This window comes from Ruminococcus sp. XPD3002 (genome assembly GCA_900119535.1).
Lineage (GTDB): Bacteria > Bacillota > Clostridia > Oscillospirales > Ruminococcaceae > Ruminococcus > Ruminococcus flavefaciens_H.
Genome location: FPJT01000003.1, coordinates 131052 through 155753, shown reverse-complemented (window position 1 = coordinate 155753; position 24702 = coordinate 131052). Strand labels below are relative to the sequence as shown.

General features: G+C 44.0%; 15 protein-coding genes. 8 read left to right on the top strand and 7 right to left on the bottom strand.

Features of this window, described 5'->3' with window-relative positions:
• Window positions 1–65: 65 nt before the first annotated feature.
• Complete coding sequence (locus BT127_RS03685; RefSeq protein ID WP_075423682.1) at window positions 66–1607, bottom strand: glycoside hydrolase family 11 protein; 1542 nt, start codon at window positions 1605–1607, stop codon at window positions 66–68.
• A gap of 426 nt (window positions 1608–2033) precedes the next feature.
• On the opposite strand from BT127_RS03685, the gene BT127_RS03680 reads away from it, so the two are divergent.
• From BT127_RS03680 to BT127_RS03665, 4 genes are all read left to right on the top strand, one after another.
• Entirely contained in the window at window positions 2034–7448 is a 5415-nt protein-coding gene (locus tag BT127_RS03680) for a leucine-rich repeat protein (RefSeq protein ID WP_075423681.1), read from the top strand.
• 192 nt (window positions 7449–7640) lie between these two features.
• Window positions 7641–9356: a PstS family phosphate ABC transporter substrate-binding protein gene (locus tag BT127_RS16190; protein WP_082334884.1), complete on the top strand. Its 1716-nt coding sequence runs from the start codon at window positions 7641–7643 to the stop codon at window positions 9354–9356.
• A 122-nt stretch (window positions 9357–9478) separates the two neighbouring features.
• Window positions 9479–10162, top strand: coding sequence for a helix-turn-helix domain-containing protein (locus BT127_RS03670; protein ID WP_075423680.1), 684 nt, complete (start codon window positions 9479–9481; stop codon window positions 10160–10162).
• Between the two features lie 41 nt (window positions 10163–10203).
• On the top strand, window positions 10204–11055 hold the full coding sequence (locus BT127_RS03665; protein WP_082334890.1) for an IS3 family transposase: 852 nt from the start codon (window positions 10204–10206) through the stop codon (window positions 11053–11055).
• Window positions 11056–11302: 247 nt separating this feature from the next.
• Here the strand turns inward: BT127_RS03665 and BT127_RS03660 are convergent, their stop codons facing one another.
• Window positions 11303–12130 (bottom strand): poly(ethylene terephthalate) hydrolase family protein, encoded by an 828-nt coding sequence (locus BT127_RS03660; protein WP_075423679.1) that lies wholly within the window; start codon window positions 12128–12130, stop codon window positions 11303–11305.
• 157 nt (window positions 12131–12287) lie between these two features.
• Window positions 12288–14825, bottom strand: coding sequence for a glycoside hydrolase family 3 protein (locus BT127_RS03655; RefSeq protein WP_075423678.1), 2538 nt, complete (start codon window positions 14823–14825; stop codon window positions 12288–12290).
• Window positions 14826–15234: 409 nt separating this feature from the next.
• Here BT127_RS03655 and BT127_RS03650 point away from each other — a divergent pair, with 409 nt between their 5' ends.
• Window positions 15235–16323, top strand: coding sequence for an SGNH/GDSL hydrolase family protein (locus BT127_RS03650; protein ID WP_075423677.1), 1089 nt, complete (start codon window positions 15235–15237; stop codon window positions 16321–16323).
• A gap of 184 nt (window positions 16324–16507) precedes the next feature.
• On the opposite strand, the gene BT127_RS03645 is transcribed toward BT127_RS03650, so the two are convergent.
• Window positions 16508–17506 carry a GGGtGRT protein gene (locus tag BT127_RS03645; protein WP_075423676.1) on the bottom strand — a complete coding sequence of 333 codons (999 nt, stop codon included), beginning with the start codon at window positions 17504–17506 and terminating at the stop codon, window positions 16508–16510.
• 14 nt (window positions 17507–17520) lie between these two features.
• Complete coding sequence (locus BT127_RS03640; protein ID WP_075423675.1) at window positions 17521–18213, bottom strand: iron-sulfur cluster assembly scaffold protein; 693 nt, start codon at window positions 18211–18213, stop codon at window positions 17521–17523.
• Between the two features lie 251 nt (window positions 18214–18464).
• Here BT127_RS03640 and BT127_RS03635 point away from each other — a divergent pair, with 251 nt between their 5' ends.
• Window positions 18465–18947: a deoxycytidylate deaminase gene (locus BT127_RS03635; RefSeq protein WP_075423674.1), complete on the top strand. Its 483-nt coding sequence runs from the start codon at window positions 18465–18467 to the stop codon at window positions 18945–18947.
• A gap of 51 nt (window positions 18948–18998) precedes the next feature.
• Here BT127_RS03635 and BT127_RS03630 read toward each other — a convergent pair whose 3' ends face one another.
• Window positions 18999–20144 (bottom strand): ribose-phosphate pyrophosphokinase, encoded by a 1146-nt coding sequence (locus BT127_RS03630; protein ID WP_075423673.1) that lies wholly within the window; start codon window positions 20142–20144, stop codon window positions 18999–19001.
• A 70-nt stretch (window positions 20145–20214) separates the two neighbouring features.
• A complete protein-coding gene (locus BT127_RS03625; protein WP_075423807.1) occupies window positions 20215–20745 on the bottom strand; it encodes an inorganic diphosphatase in 531 nt (176 codons plus the stop codon).
• Window positions 20746–21175: 430 nt separating this feature from the next.
• Between BT127_RS03625 and BT127_RS03620 the strand changes: the two genes are divergently transcribed.
• On the top strand, window positions 21176–23086 hold the full coding sequence (locus BT127_RS03620; RefSeq protein WP_075423672.1) for a GGDEF domain-containing protein: 1911 nt from the start codon (window positions 21176–21178) through the stop codon (window positions 23084–23086).
• Between the two features lie 127 nt (window positions 23087–23213).
• Entirely contained in the window at window positions 23214–24632 is a 1419-nt protein-coding gene (locus BT127_RS03615) for an alanine/glycine:cation symporter family protein (RefSeq protein WP_075423671.1), read from the top strand.
• Window positions 24633–24702 lie beyond the last annotated feature (70 nt).

The window sequence follows — 24702 nt, the reverse complement described above, 5'->3', positions numbered from 1 at the left end:
GTGCAGCTTTTATAAAGAAAACCGGAAGCTCCCGAAGGAACTTCCGGCTGTGGTCAGCTTATAGCTTAATATTTTTCAGACTCTGTGAGAATGAACTTGGCAAGTGCGATGATATCGTTAATTGCGAACTTTCCGTCGCGGTCAACGTCCGAAACGTCAAGAGCAGGAGCAGCCTTAGGATCTGCCTGAGCTTCTACGAGGTATATCCTTCCTGCAAGAACATCGAAGGAATTGATTTTCTGATCTGTACAGAAGTCACCTCTCAGAAGACCTGATACAGGCACAAGTGAACCCTGTCCGTTGATATATCCTGCACCTGTTTCTACATCGGACTCAGTGCCCTTTACAGCAGCCATGAAGTTATCGATATAGAAGTCCGTCATTGATTCGGGAGCCTCGAAATAGAGCGTCAGACCTGTAGCGTCATTTGGAATGGTGTATTCGGTGTTTTCGATCTTTATCCACTGACCGTCCTTAGCGGAAACATGAGCGATCTCGTCATAATTTTCCTCGCCGCTGAGGCTGTACTGAAGAGTCATTTTCAGTTCGGTTGCTTCACCGCTCTTCTGGAGTGCAGCGGCACTGAAGCTGTAAGTCTCTCCTGGTTTGAATATCTTTGAAGGAAGTGAAAGTGAAGCGCCGTGCCAGCTGTCCTCACGTCCCGAAACGAACATCGAGCCGCCGCCTTCGTAGTAGTTATCCTTATCGACCTCGACGCTTGCGGAGCCTCTGCCTGTGAAGCCTTCGATCTCCTTGTCGAAGTTATACTTGATGTAAGAGCCGTCCTCAGCAGGTTCTACGGGAGCAGAAGTTGTCTGCTCGGGGAGTTCGCCGCCGATAGTAACGACGTTTTTGTTAACGGTTGCGGAACCTGTGCTTTCCCAGCCTTCAATATTGAGCGCCACCTCATAGATATTACCCAATTCAAGACCGTTAGCCTCCCATGCCTTGAAGTGCTCTGAAACGCTTACCTGACCTGAGTCTCTGCGGTCGTGACGAACGCTGAAATACTGAACGAATTCCTTTTCGCCTTCGATGGTGTATGATTTGCGGAATTCCTTGTAGATATCGTAGGTGCTTCCGTCGATATCGACCTGAGCTATAACGTTGCCTGAACCGTTTCCGCCGCCTGCGGGAGGTCTCCAGTTAGCCCAGTCCTCAACGATGTAGTATTCCACGAGCGGTTCCTGAGTCCAGCCGTAGACGCATACACGGGAGTTGCCTGCCTGGCTTGGCTTGAAATCAACGTCGAAGTCGCATACGATATTGCCGTAATCCTGGTAATGCTTCACGCTTCCGAGACGCATACCGCGGCGAGCAAGGAAGTTGCCCTTGTCACCTGTACAGTTCCATGCAGTGTTGAATTTACCTCCCTCGCCCAGATACATAGTGGACTTGTTGGGAGTATCGGCAGCCCATATCTCGTAGCTGTAGCCGTCAATGTTCTCCTCGGCGAACCTTCCGGCTCCATTCAGAGTAAGCGTGTCACCGACTTTTGCGTTTGCAGCGTCTGTGGTAGATCTCATTGCTGCAAAATTAACTGATGCAATACAGATGAAGCCTGCAGCAAGTCCGCTTACTAAGCGTTTAAAACTCTTGAATTTCATGTGTTATCATTCCTCGCTTTCTTGAAATATGAAGTGAGAGAACGTGCCGAAAATTCTCCCCCTTCAGGTATATTATACTATATTTTTCAATCAAATGCAAGAGTTTATTTGCTGATTTGATCTATATGATGCCGAAATTTTGTTGAATATTTTGTACGAGTTTTACAGTTTTCTTGTAACATTAAGTTCATACAATTTCAAAAGATTAACTTTATGAGGACTTGTTAAAGGCAAGAACATAAGACGGAATACAGTTCAACAAAACCTTTGTTATTAGAGTTTGAACATATAACTATTTTGAAGCTCCACAAATCGCCGGGATAAAAATATTTTAGAAAAATCTGTTTAATCATTGAAGTTGTACTTAATTTCTGGTATAATTAACTCAGACGCCATTTATTAATAATGTATAAAGGAGAAAATCAAATGTCAAACAGAAAACTTAGATGCATGAGCATGATACTCTCGGCGATACTGGCAATGTGTCCCGTTACCGAGACAATGAGTGCATGTGCTGAGGATCAGACGATCTCGGGAAGCGCGGAACTGACCGACTTCTACAGCGAGACTCGTCTTGCGGATATCCCCGTTATCGATGAGAATGGAAACGATACAGGCAGGACCTACCTTGTCTCATATAGGGTATCAAACGACAAGGCGGAGATAGTCGGAGGCAGCATCGCAGATGCAGGCAGTTATGTCCGCATACCCGAAGAGATAGAGGGTTACACCGTTACAAGCGTAACCAACTTTGTCAAAAACAAGGATACGGTTGAGACTGTTGTTTTCCCTCCGACAGTTGAAAAGATAGTTGATTCGTTTACTGGCTGTACCAATCTTAACAGCGTTAAGTTTGAAGGTGCGATACGTAATATAGAGTCCTCCTTCACGGATTGTCCTGTGCTGATGGAGGTTGTTTTCGATAAGACGGATAACGTGTATCTGGCTTATTCCTTTAAAAATTGTCCGAGTCTCAATTGGATGACATTATGGTACAATACAAGGCTTTACATCAATGATTCCTTCAGCGGTACCACAGTCAGAAATGTGAATTACTACGGTACAGAGGCTGAAGCCACATCCCGCGAGATCCAGTTAAAATTCCCCAATGCCGAGATACATTATCTCATGTATTCCGATGACGGCATGAAGTGGTATATGTACAACGGAAAGGCATATATCGACAGCTTTGAGAACCGTGAGGACTCGACATACGTTATCCCTGCAAAAATATCAGGCTATACTGTTGCTGATATCAGAAAGGGAGCTTTCCCTTATAATCCACTTGTCCTTTCACGCATCAGCCGTGATGTGTGGCAGGAGTTTGAAGTTGCAGGCGACTTTGCGGAAACTCCCGAAAATGTGAAGTTCGGATACAGAGGAAAGCATCTTCTTGGAGACTACGAAGCGGAGATATATGACAATAATGCTATCCTTGTCAATTACACGGGAACCGATACGGATGTAGACATCCCTTCGGAGATAGACGGATTCAAGGTAACTGCACTTAAGGATACCTTCAGGGGCAATACCGAGGTCGAATCCGTGGCAATACCAGCATCTGTTACCGGGATACTGACAGGCAATCCCTTCAGAAAAGCAGTATCGCTCAAAAAGATAACCGTTGCGGAGGGTAACCCTGTATTTGCATCTGAGGACGGAGTTCTCTACAGCAAGGACAAGTCGAAGCTCATTGCATATCCTGCGGCATCATCCGCAGATAAGGGCTTAGTCATTGACAGTACGGTAAGAGAGATAGGGGATTACGCTCTTTCGGAAGCTGATTTCGACTACGTTTTCTTCCCGTCGACTATTGAGAAGTTCGGCAGAGCAATGTTTGATTTCAGAAGGAATCCTGTCTTCTTTGAGGATGAGATAGAAACTGCAAAGAGCAAGAATTATACTCCCGAAGGCGGAGCGACATATTGTTCTGAGATATCGGGCGATTTCATCTACAGCTGTGCAAAGTATTACCAGAAAGGTGATGAATTTGAATATAACGGTGTGAAATTCATTGCGGACAGCAGTACAGGTCCCATAAAGTCCGATGAATACAGTGTAGAAAAATACATAGGTGCAGGCGGAGACGTGACCATTATATCCGAACTCAACGGCAAGCCTGTAACCTCCGTGACCACAGCATCATTACAGCACAGTGACAACATAAAATCCATAACACTGGGCAAAAACATCCGTGAGATAGGGGATCATGCATTCTACTGCTGCAAAAGTCTTACCACGGTAAAAGCACCCGTGGGACTTGAAAAGATCGGTAATAACGCATTCGGCGGATGTGATGTGCTTAGTACGGTGGAGCTTCCCGAGGACCTGAAAAGCATCGGAAGCAATGCCTTCAGATATTGCTCCGCACTTACTTCCATAAAGATACCCGAGGGCGTAACTGCACTTAATGAGGGACTTTTTGAGAGCTGCGGCAATTTAGCTGAGATATCACTCCCTTCAACTCTTGAAACGATAGATAATACCGCATTCAAGTCATGCCGTAAGCTTGATAACATCACTATATCCGAGAACAATGCGAATTTCAGTTCGGAAAAGAATGTCATCTACAACAAGGACAAGTCCGAGGCAGTACTGATATGCGGCGGCGTGGGTAAGCTTACAGTTATCGCTGACGGTGCAAAAGAGCTTCGCAGCGGATGCTTTGATAACTACTTCGCAGATAAAGGGGGTGCGGTTTACCTGCCGAGTACCGTAAATGCAGACCTTAAGGCTATAAAAGCTGATGTATTCAGCGAAAGAGACGGTTACAGACTTTCGGACAACATCGTATATTCAGTGAACAAAAATGGTGCGGCCATTGAATATATCGCAGACCTTCCGGATGCTTATACAACTCCCGAAACTGTGAAAGGTTTTCCTGTAGTGGAGCTTGGCGAGAAGGCGTTCGCTAATAACAGCCATATATCCGATATTACTCTCAGTGAAGGCATAAAGGATGTTTACTCCTATATGGAGAGAGTCGGCAAAGTTGATATGGATGATTGGGAGGTCGGCTGTTATTATTCACTGAATTCAAAGTCCTCTGACGGAGCGGTAAGAGAGACTGCGTTAATGACAGCGACCGAGGCAAAAGAGTACATTGAAGCTCATCCCGAACTTCAGTTCACAGGAAAGAGCTTATACCGCTACAGTTCGACTTTTAAGGACCTGAACTCCATTGAGAAGCTCAGTCTGCCTAAGACATTCAAGAGCATAGATGCAAGAGTCATCCCGAAATATCAGAGCATAAACCTCACTATCAATGCAGACGATGTCTATATCGAGGAAGGCGCTCTGAACTGCCGTATATACGGCAATACAGGTTCGGAAAGCGAAAAATACGCGATAGAACACGGACTCAGCTTCACTCCGCTTGACAAGGCGGATGCACCTTCTGTTTATACAGGCAGTTTCAGCTATCAGGATATCGGAAGCGGCATAAAGATAACAGGTTACGAGAGCGATACCGATGAATACGAGGACGTAGTCATACCTGCGGAGATAGACGGCAAAAAAGTAATTGCGGTCGGTGAATACACATTTGACCGCTGTAACAATGTACGTTCGGTAACTGTTTCAGAAGGCATTACGAGGATAGAAAGAGCGGCTTTCGCACAGAACTTCATGGACGACGGCATAAAGATAAGCGAGATACACCTTCCTGCAAGTCTGATGAGCGTCGAGGGCAGTATCAACACTACAGGTCTTAAAGTCATAACCGTGGATGAGAACAGCAAATATTTCAAGGCTATAGACAATGTTCTCTATAATGCGGACCTTACAACTATCATCACCTATCCTGCAATGAAAACGGACAAGGAATACGTAATGCCCGAAACTGTCACGGGTGTATACGGCAGATTCTGGAACGACTACATTGAAAAGCTGACTGTATCCCGTGATATGCCTGCACCGTGTCCGTTAGGCGATCTTCCTTCACTGAGCGAGATAACGGTACAGGAGGGTAATACCGAACTGTATTCCGAGAACGGTGTACTCTTTGAACAAGCTGACGCTCATATCATGAAGGACGGCGATTTTGTACTTACTCACGTAAAGAATTATGAACTCAGTCTCTATCCGCCGATGAAGAAGGGCGATACCTATAACATACCCGAGGGTACAGTTACAGTTGCTTTCGGAGCGTTTGACGATAATCCGTATCTTAAGAAGGTCATTCTTCCTTCAACACTGGAAATGTTCATCACCGAGTTCGCTGACAGCAAGATAGAGAAATTTGAGGTCAGCAAGGATAGCGAGACATATTCAGCGGATAACGGAGTTCTCTTCCTTAAGGACGGTTCAAAGCTTGTGAAATATCCTCCGAACGCACAGAAGGAAAGCTATACTGTCCCGAAGTACGTGAAAACTATCGGAGCAAATTCCTTCAGCAATACGAAGGTAAGCGAGGTCGTTCTTCCCGAGGGACTGTTCAGCATCGACGACAAGGCGTTCCGCAATTCGGAAGTTACGAAGATAAACATCCCGTCAACAGTCAAGAGCGTGGAGTCCTCAGCATTTGATATCAAAAATTTCAGCAGCGGTTTGGACACAATTGTTATCGACGGCTGGCTTCTGGGACTCAGCAAGGATGACGAAACAGGAGCGATAGTTGTTCCCGAGGGCGTAAAGAACATAGCTTCAAATGCACTGTTGAACTATTCGGAAAGCAAACTGTATCTGCCTTCCACACTTGAATACATCGGACAGAATGCGCTGCGCCTTAATGACGAGCTCAGGGATATCTACTTCAACGGAACCGAGAGCGACTGGAAGAAAGTAAAGATCGAAACTCAGAAAAATGCTTCTCGTCCGAATGAGACAGATCCGCTTACTGTGGCTGTAATGCATTATGAGAGCAGATCGCCTGTAACTACTCAGCTTGTTACTACAACCAAGGCAAATACCACTACGACCACCAAGACAGCTGTAACAACAACAAAGACTCCTACCACCACAAAGGCACCTGTTACAACTACAAAAATTCCTACTACAACAAAAGAACCTGTTACAACTACAAAGGCTCCTACTACAACAAAAGCACCTGTTACAACTACAAACACACCTACTACAACAAAAGCGCCTGTAACAACTACAAAGACACCTACAACCACAAAGTCACCTGTTACAACTACCAAGATACCTACAACCACAAAGGCACCTGTTACAACTACAAAGACACCTACCACCACAAAGGCACCTGTTACAACTACAAAGACACCTACCACTACAAAGGCGCCTGTAACAACTACAAACACACCTACCACAACAAAGGCGCCTGTAACAACTGCAAAGGTAACTACAACCACAAAGGCGCCTGTTACTACTACCAAGACTCCTACTACAACAAAGACTCCTGTAACAACTACAGAGACATCTACTACCACAAAAGCACCTGTAACAACTACAAAGACTCCTACTACAACAAAGACTCCTGTAACAACTACAAACACACCTACCACAACAAAGGCGCCTGTTACAACTACCAAGACTCCTACAACCACAAAGGCGACTGTTACTACTACAGAGACACCTACTACGACCGCACCAATAACTACCACTCAGCCGCAGGTTACTACCGAACCCGATTACATCCTCGGCGATGTTAACGGCGACGGAAAGATCAATGCAGGTGACGCATCCGATGTGCTTGTTGAATACTCCAAGCTCTCAACAGGTGAGATACCAAGCTTTACTGGTACACTGAAACTTATTGCTGATGTGAATTTCGACGGTAAAATAGACTCGGCAGATGCTTCCGACATACTCAGCTATTACGGATATCTGTCCACAGGCGGTACAGTTTCATCGAACGAATACTTCCGCAAAAATAAGTAAAACGAGCAGTCCTCTGTTCTGGTGATATCAAAGCGGTAAACTGTTGCTGCTATATCTGTCCGGTTGATTTTTGTTAAAAACGGCTAACTATAAAGAGTTGATTTTTTTCTGTTATTTTATTATAATGTTAATAAAAATGAACGTTGTTTTCAATTACCAGATTAAACCGACTATCGATTATAAGGAGGAATAATGAAAAAACAGATACTATTATCGACTGCTGCTTTGCTGACTTTTTCTTTACTGACAGGATGTTCGGAAAAAGCTGATATCAGCTCATCGGTCGTCAGTACGGAAGAACCTACTGTAGAACCAACTACACAAAAAATTATCAGCATAGATCCTTTTGAAGATCTGGATCTGGAATATCACCACCGAAAAGGCGGAGTTATCGAAGAATGCGATCATCCTTTCAACAGGGAACGCCGTCTTGTTGCGGATGATGAAACGAAAAATGTTCTGGTCATGTCTGAACCGACGGCATACAGTATAAGAAAACGTGAAAACCTTGGGTTAAGCATGGAAGTCTATCGTGATCCTCTTCCTGATGATATTAAGGAAGGGGATACGATAACTCTTCATCTTCTGATAAATAACAAGTATGTTCCCGAAGATAATATGAAGGAATATGTCAGAGAAACATTTGGAGTTGAATTAACGAGGATCACCAAAGATATAACTGTTCATTTTAATGAAGATCCCAAAACTGAAATTGATCCTTTTGAAGGAGTCGAGCTCAAATTTATCAAGGACGGCAATCAATATACGATCGAAGAGAACCTTGAGGAATGTAAAGGATCCGATAAACTGAAATATATGAACATTGATATAAACTATAAGCTTTCCCTTGCCGAAGGCTATAGTATTTATCATCTTATCTATGGTGACAAGATCAAGTACACTGTTACATATACCGAAGACGGAAAAGAGTATTCAGGTGAAGAAATAAACAAGTTATTTGATGAAAGATGGCAGAATGTTCATCTCACAGAGACTGAAAAGGTTTTTGAAGTTGAAAACAAATATGCGTATGGAAGATATTCAGCAAATATCAATGTCAGTCTGACTCGTCCCGATAACTGGTATCAGGTAGCAAGCAACAGGAACAGGTTTACAAAGTATGACCTTAGTATGATAGACGGTTCAACAGCGACTGTACCCATAACAGCGGAACTTATCAGGCAGTTCAACGGTATTGAGGATAAACAGCTTCCATACTACATCGACCATAATACAACAGGTGATGCTTATGAAAATCTGATACTCGGAAAAAAATACAAAAATCTTATTTTCGTTACAGAACCTTCTGATGATGAACTGGCTTTGGCTGCGGAGAACAATGTTGAACTTCAGGTTGACAAGATTGCACTTGACGGCTTTGTCTTCATAACGCACAAGGATAACCCCGTGGACAGCCTGACGCTTGACCAGATACGTGACATCTACAGCGGTGCAATAACGAACTGGTCGGAAGTCGGCGGTTATGATGAGGAGATAATACCTTATGTACGTTCCAAAAATTCAGGAAGTCAGACAGCTATGGAGAATATGGTAATGCAGGGAATACCAATGATAACACATCCCGATACCAGAGTTCAGATAGCTATGGAAATGGGCGGACTTATAGACAGTATCGCTTCATACCAGAATTCATCCAAAAGCATAGGTTACTCTTTCAATTATTATCTCAGGAATCTGTATAAGAACGAGGATATAAAGGTACTTAATATAGACGGGATATCGCCTGATAACGAAAATCTTATCAATGGAACATATCCGCTTTCATCAGGCTATTATGCTGTAACAGTAAAAGGAAGAGATCAGAAAGCGGAAGAGATAAAAGAATACCTTCTGTCAGATGAAGGTCAGGAAATGATCGAACTTGCAGGATATTGTCCTATCCGATAAAAAGCCGTACGGTCATAATATTATAAAAAATAGTCACAGGAATCAATTGATGATTGATATAATCCCCATAGAGTAGACACACTAAATAAACAAAAGTGTGAAAACTCTAAGGGGGTTATTTTATGTCACGAAGAAAAATGACAGATAAAGAATGTATAGCTGTTGTGCGGGAGTATCAAGATGGAAAGGGCGGTTACAGTACAATAAGTAAAAAGTACGAAGTATCGGAGTATGCCATTCGTAATCTAGTAAATAGAGCAAAATCAGAAGGAATAGACTTTATCAAAAGTACAAGGACAAATAAGAAGTACTTAGCAGAAACAAAGATAAAAGCTGTTGAAGAATATCTGTCAGGAAAATCAAGTCAGTTTGAAATATGTGCCAAATACAAGATAACAAGCAGATCACTTTTACGTAACTGGATTTCATGGTATAATAATGGTAAAGACTTTAAGAAGCGTACACGCTCGGAAAGAGGGATTACCATGAAAAAAGGCAGGAAAACAACACAGGAAGAGCGCACAGAAATCGTAGCGTTCTGCATTGAGAATGGCAAGGATTATGGGCTTGCAATAGAGAAATACGGCGTATCATACCAGCAGATTTATTCCTGGGTGCGCAAATATGAAGCAAAGGGCGTAGAAGGTCTTGTCGATCGTAGAGGAAAAGCAAAGCCCGAAGATGAGCTCACCGAAGCGGACAGGCTGCGTATGGAAAACAAAATATTGCAGGCAAGGATAAAAGATCAAGAAATGGAGATAAAACTGTTAAAAAAACTCAGGGAGTTGAGAGGGGGCGGTTGCTGAGCGGAGTAAGAAACGAAGAAATATACCTTGCTGTCCAGTATATGAATGAAGCCGAGCATTATCCAATTCGAAAGCTCTGTGATGCTATTCACATAGCACGTTCTGCTTACTACAAATGGCTGCATAGGACACCAAGCCATAGACAGTTGGTCAATGAACAGCTGGTAGAATGGATCAAACAGCACTATCAGGAACGAAATGGGATTTTAGGATATCGACAAATGACAGTTGTAATTAACCGGGAACATAATGTACATTACAACAAGAAGCGTATCTACAGACTGATGAATATTCTTCATCTGAAATCAGTCACCCGTATCAAGAAGAGTACATATATACCGTCAACGCCGCAAATCACAGCGGAGAATAATCTGAACAGAGATTTTCATGCAGATAAGCCGAATGAGAAGTGGCTGACTGATGTAACTGAATTCAAATACTATGTTGGTTCGAGTGTCAAGAAGCTGTATCTTAGCGCCATTCTTGACCTTTATGACAGACGTATTGTAGCTTACAAGATTGAAGATAGTAATAATAATCATCTTGTATTTTCCACATTTGATGAAGCCATCAGGCAGAATCCAGATGCTCATCCAATCTTCCACAGTGACAGAGGATTTCAATATACCAATAAGATATTTCATCAGAAGCTTGTCGATGCAGGAATGATACAGAGTATGTCACGTGTCGGAAGATGCATTGATAATGGTCCGATGGAGGGCTGGTGGGGAATCCTGAAATCCGAGATGTATTATCTACGCAAATTTACTGATAAGGATGAACTTCTCTCAGCGATAGAGGAATACATCACCTATTACAACACAAGACGGTACCAAATCAAGCTGAATTGCATGACACCAATGGAATATCATGAAGCATATCCTGTGGCATGACTGGTGGCCGAGCGCCGCGGCAAGCACCTTTTTCCATTCGTCGCTACGCTCCTCACTCCAAAAGGTGCTTGCCATTTGCTGCTAACAACAAAGCAGCCTGCACAAATTGCACAGACTGCTTTTAGTCATTACATGGAATATTTTTTGTTTTTTGCGCTGTCTACTTGACAGGGGGCGGGTCAGATCCTGTGACTATTTTGCTTTTTCTCAGTTTAATAATATTTCAAAGGGGATTATCGCTATTCGATCAAAAATACTTTGAAGTATAATCTACCCATCTGCTGTCCTTTGAAAGAGCGCCGCCCTTGACGAATACACTCTTTGAATAGCTGTCGTTTTTAAGGAAAGCGTCAAACCACTTTACAGCATATTCAGCGAATATTTCAGGTGCATGAGCATCGCCGGGGTCTAAGTGCTTTCCATTCTTTATACTTGCATATACAGCAGGAGCGTTGCAGGCGTTATAAGAAGCCTTTACCCATAAAGAATTGACCACTTTATCATTTGTACTTGTTATAAAGAATGTTGGTACTGTCAGTCTGCTTGCTTCAAGAATATTCTGACAACCCTGTATATCATATACACAATCTATCTTTGAATTGCGTACAGAAGAGTTTACTGCACTCTGTCCGCCCTGAGAATGTCCGCCTGCACCGATATGCTCAGCATCTACCTTGTTATAGAAAATGCTGCCCGACTTTTTGCCCTCACTGACGATATATTCCACAGATACGGACTCTGATATTCCCGAGCCGCAGAAACGATCGTTATTTGCTACGACGATATAACCCTTTGAGGAGATCTCGCTGAGAAGCTCTTCATAAACGGCAGATGTAACAAATGTACCGTTTCCCCATACAACTACAGGATATTTCTTGTCGGATGTTGTCATTTCCTTAGGGAAAAATATAGTTCTCTCATAGAGTAAGTCTTTACGCTTTACAGAGCAAACTGTACCGTCTAAATATGTCTGATAATTTGGTGCTGCTGCAGCATCAGCTACGCACTGGTTTGATGCGAAAGCAGGTGTTAAGATAAGTGCTGCTGCCATGATAGATATGATTTTTCTTTTCATTTTACGACCTCTGGTTCTTTTAGTATTTTTGCTGCGAGGCGATCATTGCCTCATAATTAAATTATAAGTTTTTATGGTCGGAAATGCAATATTTTTCCGGTTAACGGTAGGTGAAATCGTTTTTTCGGTAAAAGCGGTCATTGCTGTATGTTTTTCATCACTTTATCTCCTCAAACAGTGATTCATAGTATTCGGGAGTTTTTTCGGGTTCGCTTGATGTATAGTGCAGGAAACACATTATGTCGTCGTCGATCTTTCGCATAGTAAATGCCTCATAATTAGTCTCTGCTCCGTCATAGAATGCAACATCTCTCAGGTATTCTTTCCCTGCGATAGTGACTTTCTTTCTGTCCTTGTAATCAAATTCAAAGTTTTGTTTTTCGGCGACATTTGCGATATAAGCTCTGTAATAATCGAGTGCATCCTCCTCCGTGATCTCATCCTTATCAGGGAAAAGCACCGGTAAGAGCATCTTGGTGTTGATGAAAAAGACTCCTATTGATTCTGTCGGGTTCCCGAAAATAGTATCGGTAACCGTTGCTGTTTCTACGGCAATTTCTTTTTCATCTGTGAGTTCTGCTATGTATTCTTCCTTTTCTTCGGGCTGAACAGGGAAATAATTGAGATTTTTCGGAACATTCAGCTTGATACCTGCATACTCATTGACATATACACCGTCCTTGTAAAGTCCTGCTTTATAATTAGTGCCTTCAATTGCAGGATCTTCGGGGATTATTGTGGGCGGATCGAGTATAGTCTCAGGCTCGTCAACAGGTTTGAAGTCCTTGCCGTATGTCAGACCATAACCACGTTCAAGCCAGCATTCGTCTGTACGTATCTGGTCGGTATTGCTGTACCACGGTGAGGGGAGCTTGCCCGTGAAGTCAGCGCAGCCGCAGAGCACATCGGAAATGCCTTTGCCCTCAGAGCCGGGGAGATAGCACATTACAACGCTGTCCCATTGATCATATATTCTTGGGCTGATAATAGTCTGTCTTCCTGCGACTATACATGTAACTATCGGTTTTCCCAGTGACTTTGCTTCTCTCTGAGCTTCGGAATTGCCATTAAGTCCAAGCGCACCGAAAAGGTTCATATCCTCGGTATCGCCGTTCCACTCGGCATATGCCTGTTCACCAAGACAGAGAAGAACCACATCGGCTTTATCTGCCTGTTCCTTATCGGTAATGACCTCAATGCCGTAGTCCTCGGCATAACGCTCGAAAGCCTCCTGTATGGTAGTAACTCCCGGTACGTCTTTTGAGGTAGGACCGTTCCAGTCCATGGTCCAGCCGCCGCACTGTGACTGACAGTTGCTTGCCGCAGGTCCTGTGATGTAGACCTTTGTGCCTTTTTTCAGCGGAAGAACGTCGTTTTCGTTTTTGAGAAGCACAAGGCTTTCCTCAACAAGCTTTTCGGCTACCTTACGGTATTCGAGGGAACCTGTGACTGTTTTTTCGGTAGTCATGGTTTTCAGCATCGGATCGTCAAACAGTCCCTCATCTTTTTTGACCTTGATTATACGTGTAACAGCGTCGTTTACACGTTCTTCGGCAATATCGCCGTTTTTGACTGCATCAATGATTATCTGCTTTGCCTCGTCGAACAAGTCGGTCTCCATAAGCATATCAATGCCTGCGTTAACGCTCTTGATGACCTGTTCCTTGTAGGAACTGCCCTCGATATGCTGAACAGAACCCCAGTCGCTGACGATGAAGCCTTCAAAGCCCATTTCGTCTTTCAGCTTCATGATATATTCCTTGTTCTCGTGCATCTTTACGCCGTTGAGTGACGAATGGCTTATCATGATAGTCTGAACCCCTGCATCTATCTGAGCCTGATAAACTTTGAGAAGTTCATCAATTTCTGCATCCGTAAGCTGAGCATCGCCGCGGTCTATACGCATAAATATATCGCCCGGTTCACCTGTTCCGTAAACAACGTTGCCGTCACCGAAATAATGCTTCGTACAGGCAACAAGTCCGCCGTCTATGAGTCCCTTTGTGTAGGCAGTACTGAGCTTTGTAATGGTCTCAAGGTCTGAACCGTAAGACTCGTAGGTTCTTCCCCAGCGCGGATCAACGGACTGAGCAACACATGGCGAGAAGTTCCACATCATGTGGCATAGTTTGGCTTCATCAGCGGTGATAAGTCCCACCTGATAAGCGAGTTCCTCGTCATTAGCCGCACCCTGACCGATGTTGTGAGGAAAATATACTGCGTTGCGGCAGTAGTTTACGCCGTGAACGTCGTCCTGACCGTAGATATAGGGAATACCTGCCTCGGACTCAATAGCTGTCTGCTGAAACCTGTCAACTGTCGCAGCCCATTCATCCGATTCGATACAGCCGACTGTGGAAAGAATACTGCCGTAGTCGTTGGCTTTCATGTCCTCCTCAGTGACATTGTAGATTGCAGGCTGTACCATTTGTGCGGCTTTCTGTTCGAGAGTGAGTGTTGCAACTATCTCCTCGGGAGTCATTGATGCGTAAGTTTTATACTTTTCACCTTCAAACTTTATCTCGCTTTTTGTTGTAGTTTCGGATTCAGTTGTTGTTTCGGCTTCTGTTGAAGCCGATGTTGCGGCAGATGTTGCTGACTCCGGTGAAGCCTCGGATGAACTTGTTTTCTGTGAGCAAGACACTGAAGATATCAACAGTGTCAGAGGGAATAAAAGTGCTATAGCTTTTTTCATTGATATACTCCTTTTTCTGTATTATTGATTTTTATTATTGTCAAGGTTTATTTTTATGTCTGTTTCAAGCTGTACACATAATAGTGATTTAAAATGGAATAAAAGACGAAAAAACTTCTTGTTAAATGATAAAAATATATAAACTTCTCAGTCATAAGCGCTGCAAAGAAAATAGTGACGGAAAAGTGTCTATGTGAAATTATTCTCTCTGTATAAAAAAACCATTTATTGCTTTAGATTTTTCCATTTTTGCTTAGTTTTATGCGAAATCTTTACAAATTGATGTTGAGAGTGTATAGTAGAGTTGTGAAATAAAAACAGAGATCGGGAATTATTTTACATTAAGACGGGAGGTGAGTCTTTTAATATCACTGATCACAAGTAAACAGTTGAAGGAGGTTAATGATTTATGAAAAATGAAAAAGGAAAATTCAGATTTGCGGGACGTCTGTTCAGAGTCGGTGTATCAGCAGCTTTTACTGCATTTGCAATGACTTCTGCACTTCTTCCATTATCTCTCTCACAAGCGTATGCTGCTTCAAAGAGTGATAAGATCAGGATCATGCCTGTAGGCGACTCTATTACATTCGGTATGGGCGATACAGGCGGATACAGAAAGTACCTGGACTACTTCATGAAGGAAAAAGGATATACAGGTATAGATTTTGTTGGTCCCGAAGGTCAGAACAGTGCAAGCTTCAATTACAATGGTCAGAGAGTTACATATGATGATAACCATGCAGGTTACAGCGGATTTCAGATCAAACAGCCTGCAAGCTGGGGACAGGACAGCAGTCTCTATAATAAGCTGAAGGAGAAAAATGCAGTAAAACAGGCACAGCCGGATGTTATTCTTCTTATAATCGGTACGAATGATATGACTGCTAACCGCTCTATGAACGACTGTGCAAGCGACCTTAAAGACCTTGTCAACTATATGCTGAATGATATGCCGGAGGGCGGTAAGGTCTTCATGGGTTCGATCCCTGAGTTTACAGCATACGGCGGAACTGACGGAAGAGTTACAAGATACAATAACACGGTTAAGGATGTAGCAGAGGAGTTGAAGAACTCGGGCAAGAATGTTGAGTTTGCAGATATCCACGGATGCCTTAACGGTACGGCTGATCTTGGCTTCGATGGTCTTCATCCGAATGGTACAGGCTATGAAAAAATGGGTAAATTCTGGGCTGAAACTTTAGACGAATACCTTAGTTTTTCAGCAGAAGAACCTGCAACAGAACCGCCTACCGAAGCTCCCACCGAACCTCCTACAGAACCTGAAACAGAAGCACCGATCCGGCGCGGTGATCTTGATTTCAACGGTCGTATAAATGCCTTTGATCTGGTTATTCTAAGAAGCTGTTTTGAGAAAGGGTTTTCAGATCTCAGTCTTTTAAAGCCGTCTGATGTAGATGAAAACGGTTCTGTTGAAATGGCTGATATGGTACTTCTCAGCAAGTTCCTTATGGGGCAGATATCAGACTTCAGGGAATGAACAGGAAGAAAACAGTTACGTGACAAAAAACAACAGCTTCCCCGGTATTTGAAAGGGGAAGCTGTTTTCAGTACTTGGAAAAAATCTTCATGTGAACGTTATTTGTTCTTATAACAGTAAAATCCTGACAAGTCATAAAACCTGTCAGGATTTCATTTTTATGCGATTTATAGCCGTTCAGCTATTACTTCATAGCCTCTTCAACAGCAACTGCGCAAGCAACTGTTGCACCAACCATCGGGTTGTTGCCCATGCCGATAAGTCCCATCATCTCAACGTGAGCAGGAACAGAAGAAGAACCTGCGAACTGAGCGTCAGAGTGCATACGGCCGAGAGTATCAGTCATACCGTAGGAAGCAGGACCTGCAGCCATGTTATCCGGGTGGAGAGTACGTCCTGTACCGCCGCCTGAAGCAACTGAGAAGTACTTCTTGCCAGCGTCAACACGCTCCTTCTTGTAAGTACCTGCAACAGGGTGCTGGAAACGAGTTGGGTTAGTTGAGTTACCTGTGATAGAAACGTCAACATTTTCCTTCCACATGATAGCAACGCCTTCACGAACGTCGTTAGCGCCGTAGCAGTTAACCTTAGCGCGGAGACCGTCAGAGTAAGCCTTGCGGAAAACTTCCTTAACTTCGCCTGTAGCGTAGTCCATATCTGTCTCTACATAAGTAAAGCCGTTGATACGAGCGATGATCTGAGCAGCGTCCTTACCGAGACCGTTAAGGATAACGCGGAGGGGCTTCTTACGAACCTTGTTAGCCTTCTCAGCGATACCGATAGCACCCTCAGCAGCAGCGAATGACTCGTGACCTGCGAGGAAAGCGAAGCACTCAGTATCCTCTTCGAGGAGCATCTTACCGAGGTTACCGTGACCGAGACCAACCTTACGCTGGTCAGCAACAGAACCTGGGATACAGAAAGCCTGGAGGCCTTCACCGATAGCAGCAGCAGCGTCAGCAGCCTTTGTGCAGCCCTTCTTGATAGCGATAGCGCAGCCTACAGTGTAAGCCCACTTAGCGTTCTCAAAGCAGATAGGCTGGATGCCTTCAACGAGCTTGTATATATCGAGACCCTTTGCCTTACATACCTCAGCACACTCTTCGATAGAGTTGATGCCGTATTCCTTGATAACAGCAAGGATCTGCTTTTCACGTCTTTCATATGATTCAAATAAAGCCATTTTACAAGTCCTCCTTATTCTTTTCTCGGATCAACGATCTTAACAGCGTCAGCAACTCTGCCGTACTGTCCCTGAGCCTTCTCAAAAGCTGTATTAGCGTCGTCGCCAGCCTTGATGAAGTCCATCATCTTACCGAAGTTTACGAACTTGTAACCGATTATCTCGTCATCCTCATTAAGAGCAAGACCTGTGATATAGCCGTCAGTCATTTCGAGGTAACGAGGTCCCTTAGCGAGAGTACCGTAAAGGGTACCAACCTGTGAACGGAGTCCCTTACCGAGGTCCTCAAGACCAGCGCCGACAACGAGACCGCCCTCAGAGAAAGCAGACTGTGAACGACCGTAAACGATCTGGAGGAAGAGTTCTCTCATAGCTGTGTTTATAGCATCACAAACTAAGTCTGTGTTGAGAGCCTCGAGGATAGTTCTTCCGGGGAGTATCTCAGCAGCCATAGCAGCAGAATGTGTCATACCTGAGCAGCCGATAGTCTCGACGAGAGCCTCCTGGATAACACCTTCCTTAACATTGAGAGTAAGCTTACAAGTACCCTGCTGTGGAGCGCACCAGCCGATGCCGTGTGTGAAGCCGGAGATATCCTTGATCTCCTTAGCTTTTACCCATTTAGCTTCTTCCGGGATCGGAGCAGCGCCATGAGCTACGCCCTGTGCGATTGGGCACATTGTTTCAACTTCATGAGAATAAATCATTATAAATACTCCTTTCATTATTAAGACAGCTGCGTAACTGTCTCAGCATACTTTTCTATTATACAACATTTTTGTTCTCAAATCAAGTATTTTTTCTGATTATTTACAATTATTTCTGATATGAAAAGCTGATAAGCGGATTATCGGGGGAAAGGGGCATATATATTCAGGCTTATGATAAAAACGGTATTGATTTATTGAGTATTTAATGTTATAATGTTCTCAGTTGATTTGATCGAAGGAGGAAAGTCATGAAAAGGACCGATTATATAAAATGGGACGAATACTTTATGGGTATCGCCAGATTATCCGCAGAACGAAGCAAGGATAACTCAACACAGGTAGGTGCATGTATAGTCAACAAGGATAAGAAGATAGTTGCGGTAGGTTATAACGGAATGCCCACAGGCTGCGATGATGACGAGATGCCGTGGGAGAGAACAGGGGATGATCCTCTTGAAACGAAATATCCCTTTGTGTGTCACGCTGAACTGAACGCAATTCTCAACAGCAACATCGGAAATCTTGCAGGCTGTACTCTTTACGTTACGCTCTTCCCCTGTAACGAGTGTGCGAAGGCGATAATACAGTCGGGTATCAAGCGCATCGTATATTACGAGAATAAGTATGCTGATTCCGAAAGCGTGAAGGCTTCATCAATGCTTTTCCGCAAATGCGGTGTAGAGACCGAAGCATACGTACCAAGCGGCAAGAAGATAATACTTGATATGTAAAAAAGAAAAATGCCGTCAGGAGGTAAAACTCCTGACGGCTGTATTTTTAGATTACTTCATTCCGTACTTTATAAGCAGGTTTTCGATCTTTGTGTGAGGATCGATGATCTTGCTGATAGATACGTCATGGTTGATAGCTTCAATGAAATAAGCGATATACTTTGATACATCAACATCGTGGAACCAAGGTCTGCTGAGCAGCTCGGGAGTTCTGTATGTAAGGTTTGTACCGAATACACCATCGATAATGCCGTCCTCATAAGCCTTATCGAACTTGTCGAGACCGTTTGTGAAGATAGCGTAAGTAGCGTAAGCGAAGATCCTTCCTGCCTTTTTCTCCTTAAGAGCGTAAGCAAGGTCGAGCATTGACTCACCTGAAGAGATGATATCGTCGGCAACGAAGATATCCTTGCCCTCAACAGGATTACCGAGGTATTCGTGAGCAACGATTGGATTGCGTCCGTTTACGATAGTTGAGAAATCACGTCTCTTGTAGAACATACCCATTTCAACGCCGAGAACAGAAGCGTAGTACATGTTTCTGTTGAGAGCGCCCTCATCAGGAGAAACGATCATGAAGTTTTCCTTTGAGAGGTTGATGTCCTTTATGTCCTTGAGCATAGCCTTTAATACCTGATATGTAGGCATTACGTTGTCGAAGCCCATAAGCGGAACAGCGTTCTGAACGCGCGGATCGTGAGCATCAACAGTAACGATATTTGAAACGCCCATAGCTTCAAGTTCCTGAAGAGCGCAAGCACAGTCGAGAGATTCACGGTAATTTCTTCTGTGCTGTCTGCCGCCGTAGAGTATAGGCATGATAACGCTGATACGGTGAGCCTTACCGCTTGCAGCCTGGATTATTCTCTTGAGATCCTGGAAATGATCGTCGGGAGACATAGCATTCTGATGACCGAAGTAGTCATACTTTATGTTATAATTTCCTACGTCAACGATTATGAAAAGGTCTTTTCCGCGGACGGTAGACTTGATAAAGCCCTTTCCGTCACCTGATGAGAAACGGGGACACTCGCATTCGATAAGGAAGCTGTCCACATCGTAACCCGCTCTTTTAGCCCACTCAACGAGGAAGCTGTCGATCTTTCCTCCGAGCTCGGTAACGCTGTTCATAGCGATTATACCGATAGGCGCTGCGCTTGATTCGGTGCTGAATAAATTTTCACTTGAAGCTGTCATAAAATAATTCCTTTCCCTAATTTTCGGCGCTGTACCGCAGAACGGCACACACCTTTCTTGCGGCATGGACTCACTTGCAGAAGTGATCGATATAGTTTTCTATATCGCAGGCAATGATATCTTTGGCGACGTCTGCATGATCGATCTCATTAACGGCAGTAGTTTTGTTTTCAAGTTCCTTATAGACCGTGAAGAAATGAGTCATTTCGTCAAAAATGTGCTTGGGGAGCTGTTCGATGTCCATATACATGTTGTAGTTAGGATCCTCAAACGGAATAGCGATTATCTTGTCATCGCGGTGTCCGTTATCGAGCATACGGATAACTCCGATGGGGTAGCACTTGACGAGAGTCAGAGGACTTAAAGTCTCTGAGCAGAGTACCAGAACATCAAGAGGGTCGTTATCGTCTGAGAAAGTACGGGGGATTAAGCCGTAGTTTGCAGGATAATGGGTAGAAGTATGAAGGATCCTGTCCATTTTGATAAGACCTGTTTCCTTATCGAGCTCATACTTTATCTTGCTTCCTTTACCGATCTCTATAACAGCATAGAAGTGATCGGGACTGATCCTTTTAGGACTGATATCGTGCCAGATATTGATCATTGTATACCTCCGCGTATTCAGCAGTATACGAGTTAGTATATGCTGATTTTTTCGCATTAAGCTACTTTTAAGTATAGCATTTTTTCAGGATTTGTCAATATAACGGAAAATTTTCGGCAAAGTGATATAATTTATCTCGGTAAGCGGACTTTTTTTCGTTTCATATAGGCAACAGCATTTCGGGATATCCGCATGGGCAGCAGGGAGGAGAGTCGGTCCGTAGGGGGATAGAAGGCTTAGAATTGCGGATAGTATATGAACAAAGCATTAATATGACTAATGAATATTATAATCTAAATCTATTGATTTTTTGTGATTTTTATTGTACAATATAAATAACATGTGTACTCAATAACCGCTTTTTAACGGTTGTTGTCCCGGACTATTTCGGATCGTTTCGTATCTTGCTTGTTTTGGAGGGATATCAATGGATAAACACAGGATCGCTGTGATAATAGCAGGTATTGACCAGAGCTATCAGAGTACTGTGCTTAAAGGAATGGAGCAGTCTGCCGAAAAGTGCGGACTGGAGCTTTATGCCTTCGTTTCCCTCGGCGGAGCTCTTGAAACTCCCCGTCACGACACAGGAGAAATGAATATTTTCAACCTTCCCGATCTTTCCTCCTATGACGGCGCGGTGCTTCTTACAAATACGATCAACGATGCGGAAACAGTTGAAAGCATCATCAACAGGATAAGAGAGGCAGGCATACCTGCCGTAAGTATAGATAACGATATAGAGGGAATGTACCATATCGGCATCGATAACCGAAAGGCTATGCGCCGTATGACAGAGCATTTCATCGATATTCACGGCTTTACACGTTTCTGTTATGTGTCGGGACCGAAGGACAACCCCGAAAGTACCGACCGTCTTGAAGCTTTCAGGGAAGTTCTGTCCGAAAGAGGCATCTCGTGCGGTGAGGACTGCATTTACTACGGTGATTTCAGAGCACCGTCAGGAAAGAGTGCCGTGGAAGCTTTCCTTTCACGTCCGGAGGAACTTCCGCAGGTAATAATCTGCGCCAACGATGCAATGGCGGCAAGTGTTGTGGGACGTCTGTTCAAAGAGGGGATAAGCGTACCCGATGATGTAGCGGTTTCGGGCTTTGATAACACCTATGACCGCTATAACTACCAGATGGAGCTCACTACAGTTGACAGACCGCTGATGCGTTCCGGAGAGCTTGCCTGTGAAAAACTTTGCAGGCACTTCAGAGGCGAGGAACAGGAGCGCAGTGTCACTCTTGAAATGTCCGTACACTTCGGCGAGAGCTGCGGATGTATGAAAGAACCGAATGTGGCGATATCCGATATCAGGGAACTTAATTACATCAACTATAAGCGCTTTGAGGATACACAGGAATTCATGGCATCCTCCAACAGACTTTCATGCCGTCTGCTTGCATGTAAAAGCTTCGATGAGTATATAGCCGCAATGAAGGACTTTGTCAGCTATGCCGATCCCGAGGAGTTCTGTCTGTGTCTCTGTGATAACTGGGATGATGACAGCTTTATCCGTGAAAGGGATTCAGAAGTTCATGTTCCCTCGCATTACACCGAGGAGATATATGCAGCTATTATCTACCGTAACGGTTCTTTCCTTGAACCTGTTACCATAAAGCGCAAGGAGCTTCTACCCGCAGCGGAGGGCGGCAGGAACGGTATCTCCTATGTGATCCCGCTGCATTTTGCCGAGCGTTGTCTCGGTTATATGTCGGTAAGAAGAAGCAGGATCTCGATATACAATTCCATGTTCCAGTCATGGTGCATAAGTATCAGCAATTCCCTTGAAAATATGCGTAAATTCATATGTCTTGAAAACGCTGTCGAGCATCTCGGAAGGCTGTACGCCCGTGATACCTTCTCGGGTATCTATAACCGCAACGGCTTCGTAAGAGCTACCGAGGAACTGTACGATCAGTGCGTTAAGGAGAACAGGTGTATAATGCTAATGTTCATAGACCTTGACGGACTTAAGAAGATAAATGATACCTACGGACACGATGTAGGTGACAGAGCCATTTGCAACATAGCGGACGTACTGAAAACGACCTGTGTACAAGGTGAAGTGTACTGCCGATTCGGAGGGGACGAGTTCATAATATTTGCACCCGATGTCACTCCGAAGGAAGCGAGACGTCTTACCGAGAAAATACAGAAGAACATCTCCGAGGTCAACGCAGGAAGGAAGAATCCATACGAGCTGAGTGCAAGTACGGGATACATAATCGCTCATCCGAAGGAGGGGGACGATATATTCGATTTCGTAACTCAGGCGGACAAGGTCATGTACGAGGAAAAACGAAGGAAGCACTCGGAATATCTCAGAAAATAAACAATATCAGGAGGAGCGTTTTGAATGAAATGCTCCTCTTTCTTGACTTTGAGTCGAGTTGATGATATAATTACTTTGTCATGTTTTTATCAGAGATCTCTGAAATACAACAAAAAGGAGCTGACAAATGGAAAAAATAAACGATCTTATCAAATCTATTGATGACTGTGTATGGGGAATACCTCTTATTGCACTCATACTTATTTGCGGAATACTTCTTACAGTGAGGATAGGGTTCCTTCAGGTCAGAAAGCTCGGCACTGCCCTTAAGTACATGCTGAAGGACGAGGAAACAGGTCACGGTGAGGTATCAAGCTTTGCCGCACTTTGTACCGCGCTCTCCGCAACAGTCGGAACGGGAAATATAGTCGGAGTTGCAACAGCAATAGCCGCAGGCGGTCCCGGAGCGCTTTTCTGGATGGAGGTCGCAGCATTCTTCGGAATGGCTACAAAGTACGCTGAGGGACTTCTTGCGATAAAGTACCGTGTTACCGATAACAACGGAAACATCCTCGGCGGACCTTTCTATTACATAGAAAACGGCATGGGCAGACGGTGGAAATGGCTTGCGAAGCTGTTTGCGGTATTCGGACTTCTTGCAGGTATCATGGGTATCGGTACGATAACACAGATAAACGGTATAACATCCGCAGCAAATAATTTCTTTGATCCCGAAAAGTCACATACTTTCGAGATACTCGGACAGAGCTTTACCTGGACTACCATGATAACTGGACTTATAATAACCGCCTGTGTCGCACTGATAGTAATAGGCGGTATAAAGCGTATCGCAGCTGCATCCGAGCTGATAGTACCTTTCATGATAATCGCATATGTGGGAAGCTGTCTCATGATAATATTCACTCACATAACCGAGATACCTGATGCGGTCGTTACCGTTGTAAAGAGTGCCTTCGGATTCCGTGCGGTTGCAGGAGGAGCGGCAGGTATATCGATAGTGATGCTTTCAATGCGAAACGGTATAGCACGAGGAATATTCTCGAACGAAGCGGGACTTGGTTCAGCACCTATCGCAGCAGCGGCAGCACGTACAAACGAACCTGTACGTCAGGGACTTGTAACAATGACAGGTACCTTCATCGATACAATACTTGTATGTACGATGACGGGACTTTCCATAGTAATGGCAGGAAGTTACTCAAAGGGACTTCAGGGCGTGGAGATAACTACTGATGCATTTGTTTACGGACTTCCTTTCCCCGAAAAGGTGTCCTCATTCATACTAATGGCGTGTCTTGCAGTATTTGCATTTACAACGATACTTGGCTGGAATTACTATTCCGAGCGCTGTCTTTCATATCTTACAGGTTCAAATGCAGCGGCAACACGCATGTTCCGCATAGTATACGTTGCGGCAGTGTTTATCGGTCCTTACCTTACAGTTGAAGCAGTATGGAACATTGCGGACATATTCAACGGACTCATGGCTATCCCGAACGTTATAGCACTTATTTTCCTTTCGGGAGTAATAGCCGCCGAGACAAAGGACTACTTAAAGCGTCTTAAGGAAGGCAAAGTTAAATAGCAGAAAAAATGAGGGAAGCTTTTTTGAGCTTCCCTTTTTTGGAAAACAAAAAGGGAAAACCCTCCGAAGA